The sequence below is a fragment of the Streptomyces sp. NPDC059989 genome (assembly GCF_042736975.1).
Taxonomy (GTDB): domain Bacteria; phylum Actinomycetota; class Actinomycetes; order Streptomycetales; family Streptomycetaceae; genus Streptomyces.
In genome coordinates, this window is record NZ_JBHWUO010000090.1 from 1 (window position 1) to 19600 (window position 19600).

Here is a 19600-nt window from a genome sequence, read left to right on the forward strand (position 1 = left end):
GGGGGACCCTGTGGGAGAGTAGGACGCCGCCGAACAATCATTGTGGGAAAGCCCCGCACCGGATCTCTGATCCTGGTGCGGGGCTTTTCTGCGTTTACGGGCCGTCTGGCGTGCGATGCAGGTTCCGCTCTGCTTTCCTACCAGTCGGCTGGGTAGCTCTTGAGACTGGCGGTGTCGAGCGTCCAGCGGCCGGCCGTGACGGTGTCCCCGAAGGCGTAGGGGACCTTCTTGCGGTAGCGGGTGCCGTCGGGTCCCTCCGAGGGGTCGCTGTGCACCGTGACGGTCTTCTTGTCCTTGCGGGGGTCCACGACGACGTACAGGGGCACTCCCATCCGCGGGTAGTCGTGCAGCTCGTCGCGGATGTCGGTGAGGGAATTCGTGCGGGAGACGACCTCCACCACCATGAGGACATCGCGGGAGTTGACGACCTTCGCCGTGTCGTCGGTGTCTTCTTCCGCGATGACCATGAGGTCGGGGACCTTGGTCAGGCCGGTGAGCGGATCGCCCATGTTCGTGTCGTTGAGGGCGATGACCTCGGGCGTCTGGGCTTCGATCTGGCGGCGCAGCCGCATCACGTTGAGCCCGTGGGGAGCCGTGTGGTTCACCATGGTGAGGAAGATCTGACCGTCGGTGGTCTGCACCTTCCACCGGTCTTCCTGCTGCTCGGCCAGCTCCGCGAGCTGCTCCGCGAAGTCGTGCATGCGGCGCATCTGCTCGGGGGTGAGGTTGGCCATGGTGATCCTCCTGGTGGGTGCCCGACCAGCGTATTCAGTCGGACACCTCCTAGAGGCGGCCGGCGGCCTTGAGGGCCAGGTAGGCGTCGGCCAGGGCGGGGGCCAGGGTGTCCGGGGTGGCGTCTACGACGTGGACGCCGTGGCGGGTGAGTTCGGTGGCCGTGCGGGTGCGCTGGGATTGGGACTGGGTGCCGGCCGCGGCTTCGTAGACGGCGTCCACGGAGCCCCGGGACTTCGTCATCTCGGCCACGTGCGGGTCGGCCACCGAGGCCAGGAGGACCGTGTGGCGCTGCGTGAGGCGGGGGAGGAGGGGGAGCAGGCCCTCTTCGATCGGGGCCGCGTCCAGGCTCGTCAGGAGGACCACCAGGGAGCGGCGCGGGGCGTTGCGGAGGATGGTGGAGACCAGGGTGCGCGAGTCCGTCTCGACCAGTTCCGGTTCGAGGGGGGCCATCGCGTTCACGAAGGACGGGAGTACGTCCGCGGCCGCGCGGCCCTGGACCTGGGCGCGGGGGCGGCGGTCGTGGGCCAGGAGGTCGACGCGGTCGCCGGCGCGGGTGGCCAGGGCCGCGAGGAGCAGGGCCGCGTCCATCGCGGAGTCCAGGCGGGGGGCGTCGCCGACGCGGCCCGCCGAGGTGCGGCCGGTGTCCAGGCAGATCAGGATGTGCCGGTCGCGTTCCGGGCGCCAGGTGCGGACGGCCACCTTCTGCTGGCGGGCCGTGGCGCGCCAGTCGATGGAGCGGGTGTCGTCGCCGGGGACGTAGTCGCGGAGGCTGTCGAACTCGGTGCCCTCGCCGCGGGTCAGGACGCTCGTACGGCCGTCCAGTTCGCGCAGGCGGGCCAGGCGGGACGGGAGGTGCTTGCGGCTCGTGAAGGGCGGCAGGACCCGGACCGTCCAGGGGATGGTATGGGAGCCCTGGCGGGCCCACAGGCCCAGGGGGCCGTACGAGCGGATGGTGACGCGGGCCGCCTGGCGGTCGCCGCGGCGGGTGGGGAGCAGGCGGGTGGTGAGGCGGCGGCGCTCGCCCGCGGGGATGGTCACGGAGTGGCGGGAGGCCGCCTGCTCCGTGCCGGGGAGCCAGCTGCTCGGGGGCCAGGCGTCGCGGACGCGGGCCCGGAGCGTGCGGCGGCTCGGGTTGGTGATCGTGAGGTGGACGTCCGCGGACTCGCCCAGGCGCACCGAGGTGTCGCCCGCGCGGGTCAGCAGGAGCGGGCGGACCGGCGCCGCGAGGGCGTAGTCGACCGCACAGGCCAGCGCGAGCGGGCCGTTGACCGCGAGCATCCCCGTCCAGCTCGGTTCGAGGATGCCGACGGGGAGGCTGCCGAGGGCCGCCAGCAGGGCGGCGCGTCCGGTGAGGGCCATCAGCGCGGGACGAGGACGTGGGAGAGGATCGCCGAGATGACCGAGTCCGCGGTGACGCCTTCCATTTCGGCTTCGGGGCGCAGCTGGACGCGGTGGCGGAGGGTCGGCAGGGCGAGGGCCTTGACGTCGTCGGGGGTGACGTAGTCGCGGCCGGTGAGCCAGGCCCAGGCGCGGGCGGTGGCCAGCAGGGCGGTCGCGCCGCGGGGGGAGACGCCGAGGGTGAGGGACGGCGATTCGCGGGTGGCGCGGCAGATGTCGACGACGTAGCCGGCGATCTCGGGGGAGACGGTCACCTTGGCCACGGCCTCGCGGGCGGCTTCGAGCTCCTTGGGTCCTGCGACCGGGCGGACGCCCGCGGCGTGCAGGTCGCGGGGGTTGAAGCCGGCGGCGTGGCGGGTCAGGACACCGATCTCGTCCTCGCGGGAGGGGAGGGGGACGGTGAGCTTGAGGAGGAATCGGTCGAGCTGTGCTTCGGGGAGCGGGTACGTGCCCTCGTACTCGACGGGGTTCATGGTGGCGGCGACGAGGAAGGGCTCGGGGAGCTTGCGGGGGGTGCCGTCGACCGTGACCTGGCGCTCCTCCATCGCTTCGAGGAGGGAGGACTGGGTCTTGGGGGGTGTGCGGTTGATCTCGTCCGCGAGGAGGAGGTTGGTGAAGACCGGGCCGTTCTGGAAGGAGAACTCGGCGGTGCGCGCGTCGTAGACGAGGGAGCCGGTGACATCGCTCGGCATCAGGTCCGGGGTGAACTGGACGCGCTTGGTGTCGAGTTCGAGGGATGCCGCCAGGGCGCGCACGAGGAGGGTCTTGGCTACGCCGGGGACGCCTTCGAGGAGGACGTGGCCGCGGCAGAGGAGGGCGACGACGAGGCCGGTGACGGCGGAGTCCTGGCCGACCACGGCCTTGCCGATCTCGGTGCGGAGCGCTTCGAGGGAAGCGCGGGCGCTGTCCGCGGTCGCTGCCGTGGACTCGGTGGCCGGGTACGTCATGACGTACGGACCTCTCTTTCGAGGGCGTCGAGGTGGTCGGCGAGCGCGACGAGTGCCGCGTCGTCGGAGGGGGTGGGGCCGAAGAGGAGGGTGCTGACGTCCGGGGGGCCGGCCGGGTCGCCGCTGCGCCCGCTGAGGCTGCTGAGGTGGGCGGAGACGGCGGGGACCAGGGACAGGGGGTCGTGGGCCTGCGTGTGCGGTACGCCGACCAGTGCGGCGAGGCGTTCGCGGGCGGCGGCGCGCAGCACGGTGGCGGCGCGGTCGCGGGCCCCGGCCTTGCGGTAGAGGCGGGCGCGGCCCTCGGTGGCCTCGGAGGCGCGGATGACGACCGGCAGCTTCTCGGTGACGAGGGGGCCGAGGCGGCGGGCGCGCCAGAGGGCGGCGAGGACGGCGGCCACGAAGAGTTGGAGCAGGGCCCAGTACCAGCCGGAGGGGACGAGGTCGAAGAGGCTCTTGTCCTGGCCGGACCCTCCGTCCGCGGGGTCGGAGTCCGCGAGGGACGGCATGTACCAGACGAGGTTCGGGCGGGAGCCGAGGAGTTGGAGCGCGAGGGAGGCGTTGCCCTCGTCGGCGAGGTTCTCGTTGAGGAGGATCGTGCCGGAGCCGAGGAGGACGGTGTCGCCGGTGGTTCCCGTCGGGAGGAGCAGCAGGGTGGGGTGGCCGTCGCTGGGGTAGCAGGCGGTGGCCCGGGGGAGGGTGGTGGTGTAGCGCAGGCCGCCTCCGGTGGCTGCGCGGCCGGCGGTGGAGGCGGCGGGCAGGGTGCAGTTCGGCGCGAGGTCGTCCGTGGGGGCGTCGCCCTTGGTGCGGACGCCGGGGGCCAGGTCGGGGAGGCTGTGGCTGCCGGGGGCGAGGAGGACGGTGCGGCCGCCGGAGAGGTCCATGGCGGAGTGGATGGTGCTGCGCTGGGCCGCGCCGAGCCGATCCGGGTCGGTGACCAGGAGGGTGGTGCGGGGGCCGGCGGCGTCGGCGGCCTCGCGGGCAGTGGTGACGACTCGGGTGGTGACGCCGTGGTCCTTGAGGAGCTCGGCCACGGCGCGGCTGCCGGAGGGGTCGGCGGAGCGGGGGTCCAGGAGGCCGTGGCGGGTGCCGGAGTTGAGGGCGGCGAGGATGGCGGCGCCTGCGGCCAGGACGGCGAGGACGGCCAGGGCGCGGCGGATCCGCGCTCGCGCTCGCGCTTGGCGGGAGCGGGGGGTCGGGGTTTCGCCCGGCGGGAGGGCGGGTTCGGCGGGGCCGGGCGCGGGCGCGGGGGCGGTTCCGGCGGGGCCCGGGCCGTTCGAAGCCTGCTCGGGGTGCCCCGGCACACGCCCGGCCCCGCCGGAACCCGGGCCGTTCGAAGCCTGCTCGGGGTGCCCCGGCACACGCCCGGCCCCGCCGGAACCTGGGCCGTTCGAAGCCTGCTCGGGGTGTCCCGGCACACGCCCGGCCCCGCCGGAACCTGGGCCGTTCGAAGCCTGCTCGGGGTGCCCCGGCATGTTCCCGGTCGTGCCCGGTTCGTTTCCGGCGCCGTGGGAACCCTGGGCGGCGGTCATGTGGTGGGTCCCGTCAGGAGCGGTTTGGTGCGGTCCAGGGTGAGGTCGAGGGTGCGCAGGCGGGTGTAGGTGTCGGCGTCGGCGGTGCGGCCGCCGTAGGTGACGTCGTCGAAGGTGCGGGCGGCGGCGTGCAGGTCCGCGGCGTGGGCGGGGAGGGAGACCGCGGCTTCGGCGGCCGCCTCGTCGGCGGTGCGGCCGGGGCGGGGGTCGAGGAGGGTGCGCTCCTCCAGGGAGCGGACCACGGCGCGCATGCGCTCCTGGACGGCTTCGGTCCAGCGGCCGGCGGCCGCATGGGATTCCGCCGCCGTGCGGTGGTCCGCCGCGCTGCGGATCCCGCCGTCGTCGAAGAGGTGGCTCGAGGACGTGGTGCGGGTCGGGGAGCCCAGGCGCCACCACAGGGCCGCCACCGCCAGGATGAGGAGGACCGCGATGACCACCAGGCCCAGCGCGCCTCCCGGGGTTGCCCCGGAGGCCGCGTCGAAGAGGTCGTCGATCCAGTCCGTGAACTTGCGCAGGGCGCGGTCCAGCAGGCCCGGGTCGTTCTCGTGGTACATCGGCTTGGACAGTTCGCGTTCGGCCGCCTCCTGGGCGGGGTCGCGCGGTGTCGTCACCGGTGGTGCGTCCGCGCGGGTGATGAGGCCCCCCGTACTCATCATCGGTGTGTCAGCCCCCGGTCGTCCCGTAGTTCTCGACGCCGGCGGCCCGGGCGAGCTCCAGGTCGAGGCCCTCGCGCCGGATGCGCTGGTCGACGTAGAGGAGGACGGTGACGCCGGACTGGATCGGCATGACGATCGTCTGCGCGATGATCGCGCCGATGCCGGAGAGGATGAGCGCTCCCCAGGCGGTGGAGGCGGTGCCGTCCTCGATCCCGGACAGGCCGCCGCCGAAGGCGACCATGCCGACGATCGTCAGCGGCCAGACGATGATCGCCGAGACGATGGACGTGATGATCGTGGTGAGGGCCGTGATGCCGAAGATGCGCCACCAGGTGCCCTTGACCAGCTTCGAGGAGCGGGCCAGGGACTTGAAGACCGTGCTCTTCTCCAGCATCAGTGCGGGGGAGGCCAGGCTGAACTTGATCCACAGCCAGGCGAACAGCGGGAACGCGGCGAAGACGCCCGCGATGGCCAGACCCGGATTCTGCAGGAGTATGCCGGGCAGCAGCAGCGCGACGAACAGGAGGATCGCGCCGAGGGCCATGAGGAGCGTGAGCCCGATCAGGCGCAGCAGCTGGGGCCTGGCCTCGCGCCAGGCGGTGGAGACCGTGGAGGTCTGGCCGAGGACGGCCCGGCTGTAGATCATCGTGAGCATCGCCGTGGCCACGAGGCCGCCGAGGGCTCCGATGAAACCGGCTCCGAGCAGGACGGCCATCGAGGTGCCGATGGAGTTGAGCGACGCGTCGATGTCCGCATCGGGGTCCGTGGTGACCGCGAGGTCGGACATCGCGTACTTCTGCGCGACGACGCTGATCACCTGGACGACGGTGGCCACGACCAGCGTGATCGGGAGGACCGAGCGCCAGTGCGTGCGCATCGTGGCGACCGCGCCGTCCAGGATCTCGCCGAGGCCCAGGGGGCGCAGGGGGATCACGCCGGGCTTGGCGGCCGGGGGCTTGCCCCACTGGCCGGGGCCGCCCGGATGGCCGTACTGGCCGCCGTAGGGGCCTCCGTACGGGGTACCGGGCTGCTGTCCCCAGCCCTGGCCGGGCTGCGGCTGGGGCGGCGCCTGGGGCGCGGGGCTCTGCCACTGGCCGGGGGGCGGCTGCTCGGCGGACCAGCCGGGGCCGGAGGCGGGAGGTGTGGGCTGGTCGGCGGGTGCCCCCGGTCGCTCACCGTCGGACGGAGAGGATCCGGGCGTAGCCCAGCCCGGAGAGTCGTTCATCGTCGCTCCTTCACGTGCACTGCTGCGGCGGGGGCGCTGGTCGCTGCCATCGTGCCACGCGGGTTGACCCGACGGACCGGCCGTACCCCCCGATCTCCGGCAGCCCGTACCTTCAATTGTCACCCGGATCCGGGGCAGACTGGTCGACCTGATCTCCACGCAGGTCCGAGGGGCGATTTCCAGCCCTTTTGGCTGTGGGACAGCTCACCGCCAGGTAACGATTAGCTAATGGGATGATGTCAACCATGAAGGGACGCGTCCTTGTCGTCGACGACGACACCGCGCTGGCCGAGATGCTCGGCATTGTGCTGCGTGGAGAAGGTTTTGAGCCGTCGTTCGTAGCGGACGGTGACAAGGCACTTGCTGCCTTCCGGGAGGCGAAGCCGGACCTGGTGCTGCTCGACCTCATGCTGCCCGGACGGGACGGCATAGAGGTCTGCAGGCTGATCCGGGCCGAGTCCGGCGTGCCGATCGTCATGCTCACCGCCAAGAGCGACACGGTGGACGTGGTCGTGGGCCTGGAGTCCGGGGCCGACGACTACATCGTCAAGCCGTTCAAGCCGAAGGAGCTGGTGGCCCGTATCCGGGCCCGCCTGCGCCGGTCGGAGGAGCCCGCGCCCGAGCAGCTGGCCATCGGTGACCTGGTCATCGACGTGGCCGGGCACTCGGTCAAGCGGGACGGTGCCTCCATCGCACTGACCCCGCTCGAGTTCGACCTGCTGGTCGCCCTCGCGCGCAAGCCCTGGCAGGTCTTCACCCGTGAGGTGCTGCTGGAGCAGGTCTGGGGCTACCGGCACGCGGCGGACACCCGCCTGGTCAACGTGCACGTGCAGCGTCTGCGCTCCAAGGTCGAGAAGGATCCGGAGCGCCCCGAGATCGTCGTGACGGTGCGCGGTGTCGGCTACAAGGCCGGACCCAGCTGACGTGCAGTCCGGCAAGGGCCGGGGAGGTTCCCGCTGGGGGACCCTGCGGGCCGGCCGGCTGCTGCGGGACCGGGGGCCCGGCGGCGCCGTGCTGCGGCTGTGCGTACGCCTCGTACGCCGGCCGCTGCTCCCGGCTGTCCGGCTGTGGCGGCGCAACATCCAGCTCCGGGTGGTCGCCGCCACCCTGCTGATGTCACTCGCCGTGGTCCTCGCGCTCGGCTTCGTGGTCGTCGCACAGGTGAGCAAGGGCCTCCTCGACGCGAAGGAGGAGGCGGCGCAGAGCCAGGCCGCGGGAGGGTTCGCGGTCGCACAGGAGAAGGCCAACGCCCCCGCCACCGCGGACGGGACGGACGCCACCGACAGCAATGTCGGCCGGGACGCCAGCACCTGGATGAACTCCCTCGTCAAGCAGCTGGCCAGTGGCGGCCAGACCGCCTTCGAGGTCGCCGCGCTCGGCGCCGGCACCGGGGAGCAGACCCCGCCCGCCACCCAGGGCGTCAAGGGCGCCCGCGCCTCGGGCAACGTCGACCCGACCGCCAGCGTCCCGCTCAAGCTGCGCCGGGCCGTGGACAACGCCACCGGCACCTTCAAGACCTTCTCCGAGATCCGGTACACCACCGGGGCCGGGGAGAAGGCGCCCGAGCCCGCGCTGGTCGTGGGCAAGCGGCTCACGGACATCAACGGCGACCCGTACGACCTGTACTACCTCTTCCCGCTGACGCAGGAGGAGGAGTCCCTCAACCTGGTCAAGGTCACCTTCGCGACCGCGGGCGTGTTCGTCGTCGTACTGCTGGGCGCCATCGCGTGGCTCGTCGTACGGCAGGTCGTGACCCCCGTCCGGATGGCCGCCGGGATCGCCGAGCGGCTCTCGGCCGGGCGGCTCCAGGAGCGGATGAAGGTCACCGGCGAGGACGACATCGCCCGCCTGGGCGAGGCCTTCAACAAGATGGCCCAGAACCTCCAGCTCAAGATCCAGCAGCTGGAGGACCTGTCCCGGCTGCAGCGCCGGTTCGTCTCCGACGTCTCGCACGAGCTGCGGACCCCGCTCACCACGGTCCGGATGGCCGCCGACGTCATCCACGACGCCCGGGTCGACTTCGACCCGATCACCGCGCGCTCCGCCGAGCTGCTCGCCGGGCAGCTCGACCGCTTCGAGTCGCTGCTCGCCGACCTGCTGGAGATCAGCCGCTTCGACGCGGGCGCCGCCGATCTGCAGGCGGAGCCCATCGACCTGCGCGACGTCGTACGCCGTGTCATCGACGGGGCCGAGCCGCTCGCCGAGCACAAGGGCACCCGGATCCGGGTGCTGGGCGACACCCAGCCCGTCATCGCCGAGGCCGACGCCCGGCGCGTGGAGCGGGTGCTGCGCAACCTCGTCGTCAACGCCGTGGAGCACGGCGAGGGCCGCGACGTGGTGGTCCGGCTCGCGTCCGCGGGCGGGGCCGTCGCCGTGGCCGTACGGGACTACGGAGTCGGGCTGAAGCCCGGCGAGGCCACCCGCGTCTTCAACCGCTTCTGGCGGGCCGACCCGGCGCGGGCGCGCACGACCGGCGGGACGGGCCTGGGCCTGTCCATCGCGGTCGAGGACGCCCGGCTGCACGGCGGCTGGCTGCAGGCCTGGGGCGAGCCCGGCGGCGGCTCGCAGTTCCGCCTCACCCTGCCGCGCACCGCCGACGAACCGCTGCGCGGGTCCCCGATCCCGCTGGAGCCGGAGGATTCCCGGGGGAACCGGGCCAGGGCCGCCGCCGACGCCGCGGGCCGGGCGGCCCCGCAGCCGCCGGCGGACGGCGGAGACCGGTCGCCGATACCGCCCCGGTCGGCCGTCGCCACGGCGCTGCCCGTACCCGCCGACCCGACGGCCCTGCCGGGCAACGGGGCCAGGGTCGTGCCCCGGCCGGCCGAGCAGGCACCACAGGAGGATCGAACCGATGCCGATGGCCACGCCGATGCCGAAGGACGCTGAGCCCGGAAGCCGCCGGGCCCGGACACGGGGTCGGCGGGCGCGCACCCTGCGGGCGTACGCCTTCGGCGCGGCCGGGCTGCTGCTGGCCGGCTGCGCCTCCATGCCGAACAGCGGTGAGATCCGCCAGGTGCAGGGCTCCCAGGGCGTCGACTCCCAGGTCAGGGTGTTCGGCGTGCCCCCGGCCGACAAGGCGGGCGCGGCCGAGATCGTCAAGGGCTTCCTGGAGGCGATGACCAGCGACGACCCGCAGCTGGCGACCGCCCGCAAGTACCTCACCGAGGAAGCCGCGAAGAGCTGGAAGCCCGGCTCCGCCGTCACCGTCCTCTCGGCGGGCCTCGACCGGTCCCAGATCCGCAGCGAGAGGGACCCCGACGGGCCACGCTGGAAGGTGACCGGCACGAAGCTCGCCACCGTGGACGAGCGCAGCGCGTACCAGCCGGAGACCGGCGGCGAGCGGTACGAGGAGTTCCTCCAGCTGGTCCAGGAGGACAAGCAGTGGCGGATCGCGACGCCGCCGAAGAGCCTCGTGCTCAGCGAGTCCGACTTCCAGCGCATCTACATGCCGGTCAACAAGTACTACTTCGCGGGCGGCACGCTGGTCGCCGATCAGGTGTACGTGCGTCAGCGCACCGACCCGGACTCGCGGATGGACCCGACCACGCAGACGGTGCAGTCGCTGCTCGCCGGGCCGTCGAGGTGGCTCGCGCCGGTCGTCGAGACCAGCTTCCCCACCGGTACGGAACTGCGGACGGGCACCAAGTCCCTTTCGTACGACGGCCAGAACACGCTGCGCGTGCCGCTCAACGACAAGGTCGACAACGTCACGCAGCCGCAGTGCCAGAAGATGGCCACCCAACTGCTCTACACGGTGCAGGATCTGACGGCCTCCCGGCTCAACCGGGTCGAACTGCTGCGCTCCGACGGCAAGTCGTCCGCGCTGTGCTCGGTGACCGACGTGAACGCGGCCGGGATCGCGAACCGGCCGCGCACGCCCGAGTACCAGTACTTCGTCGACGACGCGGACCGGCTCGTCCGGATGAAGCTCGACATCGCCAGTGAGGACCAGGAGACCAAGCCCGAGGCGGTGCCGGGGCCGCTGAACGCCCCGCCCGGGTTCAAGGCCGGCTCGGCGGCGGTGACCTACGACGAGCGGCGGGCGGCCGTGGTCTCCGAGGACGGGCACGGGCTGTACGTGGTGTCGCTGTCCGGGTCCGGGCCGATGCCGCCGCCCGTGCTGACCTCCAAGGGGACCACCAAGCCGACCACGCTGACCGCGCCCAGCTGGGACGCGGCGGGCGACCTGTGGGTCGCGGACCAGGATCCGCAGCATTCGGCGCTGTGGCGGGTGCCGGGCGGGACCGGGACCCAGGAGAAGGTGCAGGTGGCCGGGCTCGACGGGCGGATCACCTCGCTGCGGGTCTCGGCCGACGGGGTGCGGATCGCGCTGCTCGTGGAGAAGGCCGGCCGTACGACGCTGTGGGTGGGGCGGATCGAACGGCCCGACGGCAAGGGGGACGTCTCGGCGGTGTCGGTGCGCGAGCTGCGTTCGGCGGCCCCGCAGATGGCGGACGTGACGGCGATGAGCTGGGCGCCGCGCGGCCGGCTGCTGGTGGTGGGCCGGGAGAGCCGCGGGGTCGTGCAGGCCCGCTACATGCTGGCGGACGGTTCGATGGTCGCGGCGAGCCTGCCCGGGGCCACCGGGCTGAGCGCGGTGGCGGTCTCGGCCTCGGAGGACGAGTCGAAGCCGAAGCCGGTGGTGGGGTACTCGAAGGAGGACGGCATCGTGTGGCTGCCGCCGGGGGCGCAGTGGCGCACGGTGGTGGCGGGCGGCCGGGCTCCGGTGTACCCGGGCTGACCTGCGGTTCCGCTCGGTTTTCCACAGGGGTGGCGGGCCCGTGGGCGGCCCGGCAGAGTGGATGTGTGCGGGGGTGGCGGCAGGAGCTGGCCGGGCTGGTCCTGCCGGTCGACTGCGCCGGCTGCGGGGCCGCCAGGGTGGTGCTGTGCGTCGGCTGCCGGGAGGTGCTGAGCGGGGCTGGAGCGGTGCGGGCGCGGCCGTCTCCGCGGCCCGCCGGGCTGCCCGCGGTTCATGCGGCCGCCGCCTACGAGGGCGTCGTACGGGCCGTCCTGCTGGCCCACAAGGAGCGTGGGGCGCTCCCGCTGGCGGGGGCGCTGGGTGCTGCCCTGGCGGTGGCGGTGCGGGCGGCCGGGGGCGGGCGGGGGGAGAGGGAGCGGGAAGTGGTCCTGGTGCCGGTCCCCTCGGCGCGGCGGCAGGTCCGGGCGCGCGGGCACGATCCGGCGCGCAGGATCGCGCTGGCCGCCGCGGGGCGGCTGCGGGCGGCCGGTGTGCGGGCGCGGGTGGCCCCCGTACTGCGGCTGAGGCGGGCGGTGGCGGACCAGGCGGGGCTGGGGGCCGGGCAGCGCCGGGAGAACCTCGCCGGGGCGCTGGGGGTGTGCCGGGGCGGGGAGCGGCTGCTGGACGGGGCCCTGGTCGTACTCGTGGACGACTTGATCACCACCGGATCGACCCTCGCGGAGGCGGCCCGGGCGGTTCGCGCCGCGGGTTTTGGGCAGGCGCAGCTGCGGGCGGCCGTCGTGGCCGCAACTCGGACAGAGCAAAAATCTTGTGAATAGATTTGGAACTGCCGGGGAAGGCCCATCGTTGCAGGTAGTAAGAGGGAACAGCCACCTGAATGGAAGTACGTTCCGGTAGCGGGTGCCGACAACCGCCATAGAGGGATATGTTCGGTTGTGAGGACTGGCGAGCCTTGGGCCCCACGCATCGCTGTCTCTCGACTCCGAAGTCGGTGGGGTGTTGATCTTGCCGATGGGGGAGGAGGAGGTGAAAGTCGCCAAGTCCGAGGCTCCGGCCTTCACCGGAGTCTGGTGCGAAAGGGAGACGCTTCGCCCCTGCGGCGGAGCTATCCGGGAACGGAGTTCTGCGTGGACATCGTCGTCAAGGGCCGCAAGACCGAAGTGCCCGACCGGTTCCGCAAGCACGTGGCCGAGAAGCTGAATCCGGAGCGGATCCAGAAGCTCGACGCCAAGGTGATCAGCTTGGACGTCGAGGTGTCCAAGGAACACAACCCGCGCCAGGCCGACCGTTCCGACCGCGTGGAGATCACCCTGCGTTCGCGGGGCCCGGTGATCCGTGCCGAGGCAGCCGCCGCCGACCCGTACGCGGCGCTGGACCTGGCTCAGGACAAGCTGGAGGCCCGGCTGCGCAAGCAGCACGACAAGCGGTACACCCGCAGGGGCGCGGGCCGGATCTCGGCGGCAGAGGTCGCCGACGTCGTGCCGGACGCCGCGCAGCTGAATGCGAATGGCGAGCCGTTCGCCGAGGAGAAGGCGAACGGGGTTCCGATCACCCGGATCGGATCGCTCGAAGTGCAGGGCGAAGGCCCGCTCATCGTCCGCGAGAAGACCCACTCGGCCGCACCCATGTCCCTCGACCAGGCCCTCTACGAGATGGAGCTGGTCGGGCACGACTTCTACCTGTTCGTCGACTCCGAGACCAAGTTGCCCAGCGTCGTCTACCGCCGTCACGCCTACGACTACGGCGTCATCCACGTGAACCCCGACGGGGCCTCCAGCTCGGAGGAGCCGCGGGGCGGCGCCGGCGGAGCGCTCGGCGGCTGAGCACGTCATCGTCTGCCCCTGCGGGACGTTCCGGCGTCCCGCGGGGGCACCTGCATGACGCGTATGCGCCAGGCGGCCGTCCGTGGACCCCCGCGACGCGGTGCGGGCATGGAATCATGGCGGGCAGTCAACCGGCGGCAGCGCCTGTCCGGTTGGCCCGGCAGCTCAGCACATGCAGGGGGAGGAACGATGGCCGACAGCTTCGGGCCGGTGCGCGGTGACGACGGTGCGGGCTGCCGTGAGGCGGGCGCGGCGGCGGATTCCGCGGGCACGCCGGCCGGGGAGCCGATCCGGGTACTCGTGGTCGACGACCACGCGCTCTTCCGGCGCGGGCTGGAGATCGTCCTCGCCCAGGAGGAGGACATCCAGGTCGTCGGTGAGGCGGGGGACGGCGCGGAGGCCGTGGACAAGGCGGCCGATCTGCTGCCGGACATCGTGCTGATGGACGTACGGATGCCCCGGCGCGGGGGGATCGAGGCGTGCACCTCGATCAAGGAGGTGGCCCCCTCCGCGAAGATCATCATGCTGACGATCAGCGACGAGGAGGCGGACCTCTACGACGCGATCAAGGCGGGGGCGACCGGATACCTGCTGAAGGAGATCTCCACGGACGAGGTGGCCACGGCGATCCGGGCGGTGGCGGACGGTCAGTCGCAGATCAGCCCGTCGATGGCGTCGAAGCTGCTCACCGAGTTCAAGTCGATGATCCAGCGGACCGACGAGCGGCGGCTGGTGCCGGCGCCGAGGCTGACGGACCGGGAGCTGGAGGTCCTCAAGCTGGTGGCGACCGGCATGAACAACCGGGACATCGCCAAGGAGTTGTTCATCTCCGAGAACACCGTGAAGAACCACGTCCGCAACATCCTGGAGAAGCTGCAGCTGCACTCCCGGATGGAGGCCGTGGTCTACGCGATGCGGGAGAAGATCCTCGAAATCCGCTAGCCGCCTTCGCGCGGCGCCGGGGCGGCAGCGAGGGCGGCGGCGCCGGGGCGGGCAGCGAGGGCGGCGTCGGCGGCGCAGGCGGCCGGGGCGTGCCCCGACCGCCGGGCCGCCCGGGCTACGCGGACAGCGCCGCGAGTTCCGCCGTCACGGCGGCCGCCTCCTGCGGGCTCTGGGCGCGCTCGACGCGGACCGTGTCGCAGCCCACCCACTGCGCCGCCTCGCGCAGGGCCTCCGCCATCGGGCGGGCCGCCTTCGGGGAGGTCAGGGAGAGCTGGCGGGCCACCAGGGTGGAGCCCTCGCGGGCCGGGTCGACGCGGCCCTGCAGGCGGCCGCCCGCCAGCAGCGGCATCGCGAAGTACCCGTGTATCCGCTTCGGCTTGGGGACGTACGCCTCCAGCCGGTGCGTGAAGCCGAAGATCCGCTCGGTGCGGGGGCGGTCCCAGATCAGCGAGTCGAAGGGCGAGAGCAGCGTCGTGCGGTGGCGGCCCCGGGGAGGCGTCGCGAGCGCCGCGGGATCGGCCCAGGCGGGCTTGGCCCAGCCCTCGACCTCGACCGGGACCAGCCCGGAGTCCGCCACCACCGCGTCGAACTCGTCGCCCTTGAGGCGGTGGTAGTCGGCGATGTCGGCGCGCGTGCCGACGCCCAGGGACCGGCCGGACAGGGCGACGAGGCGGCGCAGGCACTCGCGGTCGTCCAGGTCGTCGTGGAGCAGCGCGTCGGGCACGGCGCGCTCGGGGAGGTCGTAGACCCGCTTCCAGCCGCGGCGCTCGCTGCACACCACCTCGCCGGTGCCGAGCAGCCACTCCACCGCGATCTTGGTCTCGGACCAGTCCCACCACTCGCCGCCGTTCTTGGCGCCGCCCAGCTCGGTGGCGGTCAGCGGGCCGTCGGCCTTGAGCCGGTCCAGGACCGCCCGGGTCGAGCGCTCCTTGTCCTCGAGGACGTGCCAGCCGTGGCCGCGCGCCCGGCGGGCGCGGCGGCGGAAGGCGAAATGCGGCCATTCCTCGATGGGCAGGATGCAGGCCGCGTGCGACCAGTACTCGAAGGCGTGCCGGTCCGACCAGTACGCCTTCTCCACCGTGCCGCGGTCCACCGCGCCGAGGCGTGCGTACGGGATCAGCTCGTGCGAGCGGGCCAGGACCGAGATGGTGTCGAGCTGTACGGCGCCCAGGTGGCGCAGGATCCCCCGGACCCCGCCGCGGCGGTCGGGCGCCCCGATGAACCCCTGCGCGTGCAGGGCGATCCGGCGGGCCTCATCGGCGGACAACGAGATCATGGTCATGCTCCCGAAGCGTAGGCGGTGCCACTGACAGCGGGCAGGTAGGGGAGCCGGGAGGGCAGTCCCAGGTCCGAGGGGAGCAGGGCGCCGATCCAGCAGTCGCGCAGCGTGTCCCGGTGCTTCATGCCGGCCCGCTGGACCCCTTCGACGACGAAGCCGGCCTTCTCGGCGACGGCGCGGGACGCGGTGTTCCCGACCCCGGCGCGCCAGATCAGCCGGACGCAGCCCGCCCCGGTGAAGGCCCAGTGGGTCACGGCCCGCAGGGCCTCGGTCATGTAGCCGCGGCCGCGGTGCTCGGCGACCGACCAGTAGCCGATCTCGTGGGCGTGCGTGCCGCGAGGGACCACGGCGAGGGTGGCGACCAGGGGCCCCTCCGCGCCGAGCCGGGCCGCGAAGTTGAACTCCGTGTCCTCGCGCCAGCCGCGCGGGACGGCCTCCGTGACGAAGGCCGCCGCCTCCGCCGGCCCGTAGGGGAGGGGTACGGGGATCCACCGCTGGATCTCGGGGTCCTGGCAGGCGGCGTGCACCTCGGCGGCGTCCTCGGGGGTGTGAGGCCGCAGTACGAGGCGTTCGGTGGTGAGCGTGATCGACTCCATGATCGGAGATTCTGCCGAGGTCCTAGGCGGAGGGTGACGGCAGGTACGGGAGCCGGGAGGGCAGTCCCAGGTCCGAGGGGAGCAGGGCGCCGATCCAGCAGTCGCGGGCGGTGCCGTTGCGCAGCAGGCCGGCTCGCAGGAGGCCCTCCATGTGGAAGCCGGTCTTCTCCGCGACGGTCCGGGAGGGCTCGTTGCCGGCCTCGGCGCGCCATTCCAGGCGGGCGGCGCCGACCTCGGTGAAGGCCCAGCGGGCCACGGCTTCGACGGCCTCGGGCACGTAGCCCCTGCCCCGGTGCTCGCGGACCGCCCAGAAGCCGATCTCGTAGGAGTCGGCGCCGTGGACGTGCACGCCGACGGCGGCGACCAGCGGGCCGCCGGGGCCCAGGCGCACGGCGAAGGGGAAGGCGGTGTCCTCGCGCCAGCCGTTCGGGGAGAAGTCGTTCACGAACCGGTGTGCGTCCGCGCGCTCGTACGGGGAGGGGACCATCGTCCAGCGCTGGATGTCCGGGTCCTGCGCGGCGGCGTGGACCTCGTCTTCGTCGGCGGGGCCGAAAGGCCGCAATTCCAACCGGGCCGTGCGCAGTGTGATGGGCTCCATGAACGAATTCTGTCGCCGGGCCGACACCCCGGGCCAACCGTTTTGGGGAAAAGCGGCACCTATCCGGTCCCCGGTACGTTCTCAATCCGGGCGCCCACGCCCTCGCGGCTACGGCGGACCTCCCGACGCGACCACGTCCTCGCTTACGATGGCCGTTGCGGTGGGGCCCACCTGCCGTGCCCGTGTACGAACAGTGCCCAGGCCCGACCGGCAAGGAGACAAACCTCGGTGTCCGTCTTCAACAAGCTCATGCGTGCAGGCGAAGGCAAGATCCTGCGCAAACTGCACCGCATCGCGGACCAGGTCAACTCCATCGAAGAGGACTTCGTCAACCTCTCCGACGCCGAGTTGCGGGCGCTCACGGACGAGTACAAGCAGCGTTTCCAGGACGGCGAGAGCCTGGACGACCTGCTGCCGGAGGCCTTCGCGACCGTTCGCGAGTCCGCCAAGCGCGTCCTCGGACAGCGGCACTACGACGTCCAGATCATGGGCGGCGCGGCGCTGCACCTCGGCTACGTGGCCGAGATGAAGACCGGTGAGGGCAAGACCCTCGTCGGCACGCTTCCCGCGTACCTGAACGCGCTGTCCGGCAAGGGCGTCCACCTGATCACGGTGAACGACTACCTGGCCGAGCGCGACTCCGAGATGATGGGCCGGGTACACAAGTTCCTCGGCCTGGAGGTCGGCTGCATCCTGGCGAACATGTCGCCGGCGCAGCGCCGCGAGCAGTACGGCGCGGACATCACCTACGGCACGAACAACGAGTTCGGCTTCGACTACCTGCGCGACAACATGGCGTGGTCCCAGGACGAGCTCGTCCAGCGCGGCCACAACTTCGCCGTGGTCGACGAGGTCGACTCGATCCTCGTCGACGAGGCCCGTACCCCGCTGATCATCTCCGGCCCGGCCGACCAGGCCACGAAGTGGTACGGCGACTTCGCGAAGCTGGTGACCCGCCTGACCAAGGGCGAGGCCGGCCAGCCGCTGAAGGGCATCGAGGAGACCGGCGACTACGAGGTCGACGAGAAGAAGCGCACCGTCGCCATCCACGAGACCGGTGTCGCCAAGGTCGAGGACTGGCTCGGCATCGAGAACCTCTACGAGTCGGTGAACACCCCGCTCGTCGGCTACCTGAACAACGCGATCAAGGCCAAGGAACTCTTCAAGGTCGACAAGGACTACGTCGTCATCGACGGCGAAGTCATGATCGTCGACGAGCACACCGGCCGTATCCTCGCGGGCCGCCGCTACAACGAGGGCATGCACCAGGCGATCGAGGCGAAGGAAGGGGTGGACATCAAGGACGAGAACCAGACCCTCGCCACGATCACCCTCCAGAACTTCTTCCGCCTCTACTCGAAGCTGTCGGGCATGACCGGTACGGCCATGACCGAGGCCGCCGAGTTCCACCAGATCTACAAGCTCGGTGTCGTCCCGATCCCGACCAACCGCGACATGGTCCGCAAGGACCAGCCGGACCTGATCTACCGGACCGAGGTCGCGAAGTTCGCCGCCGTCGTCGACGACATCGCGGAGAAGCACGAGAAGGGCCAGCCGATCCTCGTCGGTACGACGTCGGTCGAGAAGTCCGAGTACCTCTCGCAGCAGCTCTCCAAGCGCGGCATCCCGCACGAGGTCCTCAACGCCAAGCAGCACGACCGCGAGGCCACGATCGTCGCCCAGGCCGGCCGCCGCGGCGCCGTCACCGTCGCCACGAACATGGCCGGCCGCGGTACCGACATCAAGCTCGGCGGCAACCCGGACGACCTCGCCGAGGCCGAGCTGCGCCAGCGCGGCCTGGACCCGGAGGAGCACATCGAGGAGTGGGCGCACGCCCTGCCCGAGGCGCTCACCAGGGCCGAGGCGGCCGTGAAGGCGGAGTTCGAGGAGGTCAAGGACCTCGGCGGGCTGTACGTGCTGGGCACCGAGCGGCACGAGTCGCGCCGCATCGACAACCAGCTGCGCGGCCGCTCCGGCCGACAGGGCGACCCGGGCGAGTCCCGCTTCTACCTGTCGCTGGGCGACGACCTGATGCGCCTGTTCAAGGCGCAGATGGTGGAGCGCGTCATGGCGATGGCCAACGTGCCGGACGACGTGCCGATCGAGAACAAGATGGTGACGCGCGCGATCGCGTCGGCCCAGTCGCAGGTGGAGACCCAGAACTTCGAGACGCGCAAGAACGTCCTGAAGTACGACGAGGTCCTCAACAGCCAGCGCGAGGTCATCTACAGCGAGCGCCGCCGCGTCCTGGAGGGCGAGGACCTCCAGGAGCAGGTCCGCTTCATGATGGACGACACCATCGACGCGTACATCGCGGCCGAGACGGTGGAGGGCTTCGCGGAGGAGTGGGACCTGGAGCGGCTGTGGGGCGCCTTCAAGCAGCTCTACCCGGTGAAGGTCACCATCGAGGAGCTGGAGGAGGCCGCCGGGGACCGCGCGGGCATCACCGCCGAGTTCATCGCGGAGTCCATCAAGGACGACATCCACGAGCAGTACGCGGCGCGCGAGAAGACGCTGGGCTCGGACATCATGCGCGAGCTGGAGCGGCGCGTGGTGCTGTCGGTGCTGGACCGCAAGTGGCGCGAGCACCTGTACGAGATGGACTACCTGCAGGAGGGCATCGGCCTGCGGGCGATGGCCCAGAAGGACCCGCTGGTCGAGTACCAGCGCGAGGGCTTCGACATGTTCAACGCCATGCAGGAGGGCATCAAGGAGGAGTCCGTCGGCTACCTGTTCAACCTGGAGGTCCAGGTCGAGCAGCAGGTCGAGGAGCTTCCGGTGCAGGACGCGGCGCCGTCGCTGACGAAGGAGCCGGTGCCGGGTGCGCGGCCGGAGATCCGGGCGAAGGGGCTGGACGCTCCGCAGCGGCCGGACCGGCTGCACTTCTCCGCTCCCACGGTGGACGGGGAGGGCGGGGTCGTCGAGGGCGACTTCGAGTCCGACGCGGCCGGTGACGGGGATGGGATGACGCGGGCGGAGCGGCGGAAGGCGGCCAAGGCCTCTGGTGGGCGCCGCCGCAAGAAGTAACCCCTGCGGGGTCGAGCTGTCTGTCGGCCGGGGCCGGACACCGAATGTGGTGTCCGGCCCCGGCCGCGTTTGTGCCGGGTGCGGGGCCGCTGCGCGAGCGGCCCCGGGCTGCGCCCGGGCGGTCTGGTATACACAAATGACCCTGC

16 protein-coding genes are annotated in these 19600 nt (G+C 72.1%); 7 read left to right on the forward strand and 9 right to left on the reverse strand.

All coding sequences use genetic code 11. From position 1 onward, the window contains the following. Window positions 1-137 precede the first annotated feature (137 nt). From ACFWBN_RS38030 to ACFWBN_RS38055, 6 genes are all read right to left on the reverse strand, one after another. On the reverse strand, window positions 138-734 hold the full coding sequence (locus ACFWBN_RS38030; RefSeq protein ID WP_385185868.1) for a Uma2 family endonuclease: 597 nt from the start codon (window positions 732-734) through the stop codon (window positions 138-140). Between the two features lie 49 nt (window positions 735-783). After that, the gene (locus ACFWBN_RS38035) at window positions 784-2094 is read right to left on the reverse strand and encodes a DUF58 domain-containing protein (RefSeq protein WP_385185870.1); all 1311 of its coding nucleotides are present in this window, start codon (window positions 2092-2094) and stop codon (window positions 784-786) included. Continuing rightward, window positions 2094-3080, reverse strand: a complete 987-nt coding sequence (locus ACFWBN_RS38040) for an AAA family ATPase (protein WP_385185872.1) — start codon at window positions 3078-3080, stop codon at window positions 2094-2096. The genes ACFWBN_RS38035 and ACFWBN_RS38040 overlap by 1 nt, the downstream gene beginning before the upstream one ends. Further along, the gene (locus ACFWBN_RS38045; RefSeq protein WP_385185875.1) at window positions 3077-4381 is read right to left on the reverse strand and encodes a DUF4350 domain-containing protein; all 1305 of its coding nucleotides are present in this window, start codon (window positions 4379-4381) and stop codon (window positions 3077-3079) included. The genes ACFWBN_RS38040 and ACFWBN_RS38045 overlap by 4 nt, the downstream gene beginning before the upstream one ends. Window positions 4382-4605: 224 nt before the next feature. Further along, complete coding sequence (locus tag ACFWBN_RS38050; RefSeq protein WP_385185878.1) at window positions 4606-5265, reverse strand: DUF4129 domain-containing protein; 660 nt, start codon at window positions 5263-5265, stop codon at window positions 4606-4608. 7 nt (window positions 5266-5272) lie between these two features. Next, window positions 5273-6490, reverse strand: a complete 1218-nt coding sequence (locus tag ACFWBN_RS38055; RefSeq protein ID WP_385185880.1) for a hypothetical protein — start codon at window positions 6488-6490, stop codon at window positions 5273-5275. Between the two features lie 233 nt (window positions 6491-6723). Between ACFWBN_RS38055 and mtrA the strand changes: the two genes are divergently transcribed. From mtrA to ACFWBN_RS38085, 6 genes are all read left to right on the forward strand, one after another. Continuing rightward, window positions 6724-7413 carry a two-component system response regulator MtrA gene (mtrA, locus tag ACFWBN_RS38060; RefSeq protein ID WP_189747360.1) on the forward strand — a complete coding sequence of 230 codons (690 nt, stop codon included), beginning with the start codon at window positions 6724-6726 and terminating at the stop codon, window positions 7411-7413. A 1-nt stretch (window position 7414) separates the two neighbouring features. After that, window positions 7415-9376 carry an MtrAB system histidine kinase MtrB gene (gene mtrB, locus ACFWBN_RS38065; RefSeq protein WP_385185882.1) on the forward strand — a complete coding sequence of 654 codons (1962 nt, stop codon included), beginning with the start codon at window positions 7415-7417 and terminating at the stop codon, window positions 9374-9376. Next, entirely contained in the window at window positions 9342-11231 is a 1890-nt protein-coding gene (locus tag ACFWBN_RS38070; RefSeq protein WP_385185885.1) for an LpqB family beta-propeller domain-containing protein, read from the forward strand. The genes mtrB and ACFWBN_RS38070 overlap by 35 nt, the downstream gene beginning before the upstream one ends. A 65-nt stretch (window positions 11232-11296) precedes the next feature. Next, on the forward strand, window positions 11297-12007 hold the full coding sequence (locus ACFWBN_RS38075) for a ComF family protein (RefSeq protein ID WP_385185888.1): 711 nt from the start codon (window positions 11297-11299) through the stop codon (window positions 12005-12007). Window positions 12008-12316: 309 nt separating this feature from the next. Beyond that, window positions 12317-13012 carry a ribosome hibernation-promoting factor, HPF/YfiA family gene (hpf, locus tag ACFWBN_RS38080; protein ID WP_385185891.1) on the forward strand — a complete coding sequence of 232 codons (696 nt, stop codon included), beginning with the start codon at window positions 12317-12319 and terminating at the stop codon, window positions 13010-13012. Window positions 13013-13201: 189 nt separating this feature from the next. Beyond that, window positions 13202-13954 carry a response regulator gene (locus ACFWBN_RS38085; protein ID WP_385185894.1) on the forward strand — a complete coding sequence of 251 codons (753 nt, stop codon included), beginning with the start codon at window positions 13202-13204 and terminating at the stop codon, window positions 13952-13954. Window positions 13955-14069: 115 nt separating this feature from the next. Here ACFWBN_RS38085 and ACFWBN_RS38090 read toward each other — a convergent pair whose 3' ends face one another. From ACFWBN_RS38090 to ACFWBN_RS38100, 3 genes are read right to left on the reverse strand one after another with little or no spacing between them, the layout of a single operon-like run. Then, a complete protein-coding gene (locus tag ACFWBN_RS38090) occupies window positions 14070-15230 on the reverse strand; it encodes a winged helix-turn-helix domain-containing protein (RefSeq protein ID WP_385185906.1) in 1161 nt (386 codons plus the stop codon). A 2-nt stretch (window positions 15231-15232) separates the two neighbouring features. Further along, a complete protein-coding gene (locus tag ACFWBN_RS38095; RefSeq protein WP_385185897.1) occupies window positions 15233-15829 on the reverse strand; it encodes a GNAT family N-acetyltransferase in 597 nt (198 codons plus the stop codon). Window positions 15830-15851: 22 nt separating this feature from the next. Then, window positions 15852-16427: a GNAT family N-acetyltransferase gene (locus ACFWBN_RS38100; RefSeq protein WP_385185901.1), complete on the reverse strand. Its 576-nt coding sequence runs from the start codon at window positions 16425-16427 to the stop codon at window positions 15852-15854. 228 nt (window positions 16428-16655) lie between these two features. Here ACFWBN_RS38100 and secA point away from each other — a divergent pair, with 228 nt between their 5' ends. Beyond that, window positions 16656-19454, forward strand: coding sequence for a preprotein translocase subunit SecA (gene secA, locus ACFWBN_RS38105; RefSeq protein WP_385185904.1), 2799 nt, complete (start codon window positions 16656-16658; stop codon window positions 19452-19454). The last annotated feature ends 146 nt before the right edge of the window (window positions 19455-19600 follow it).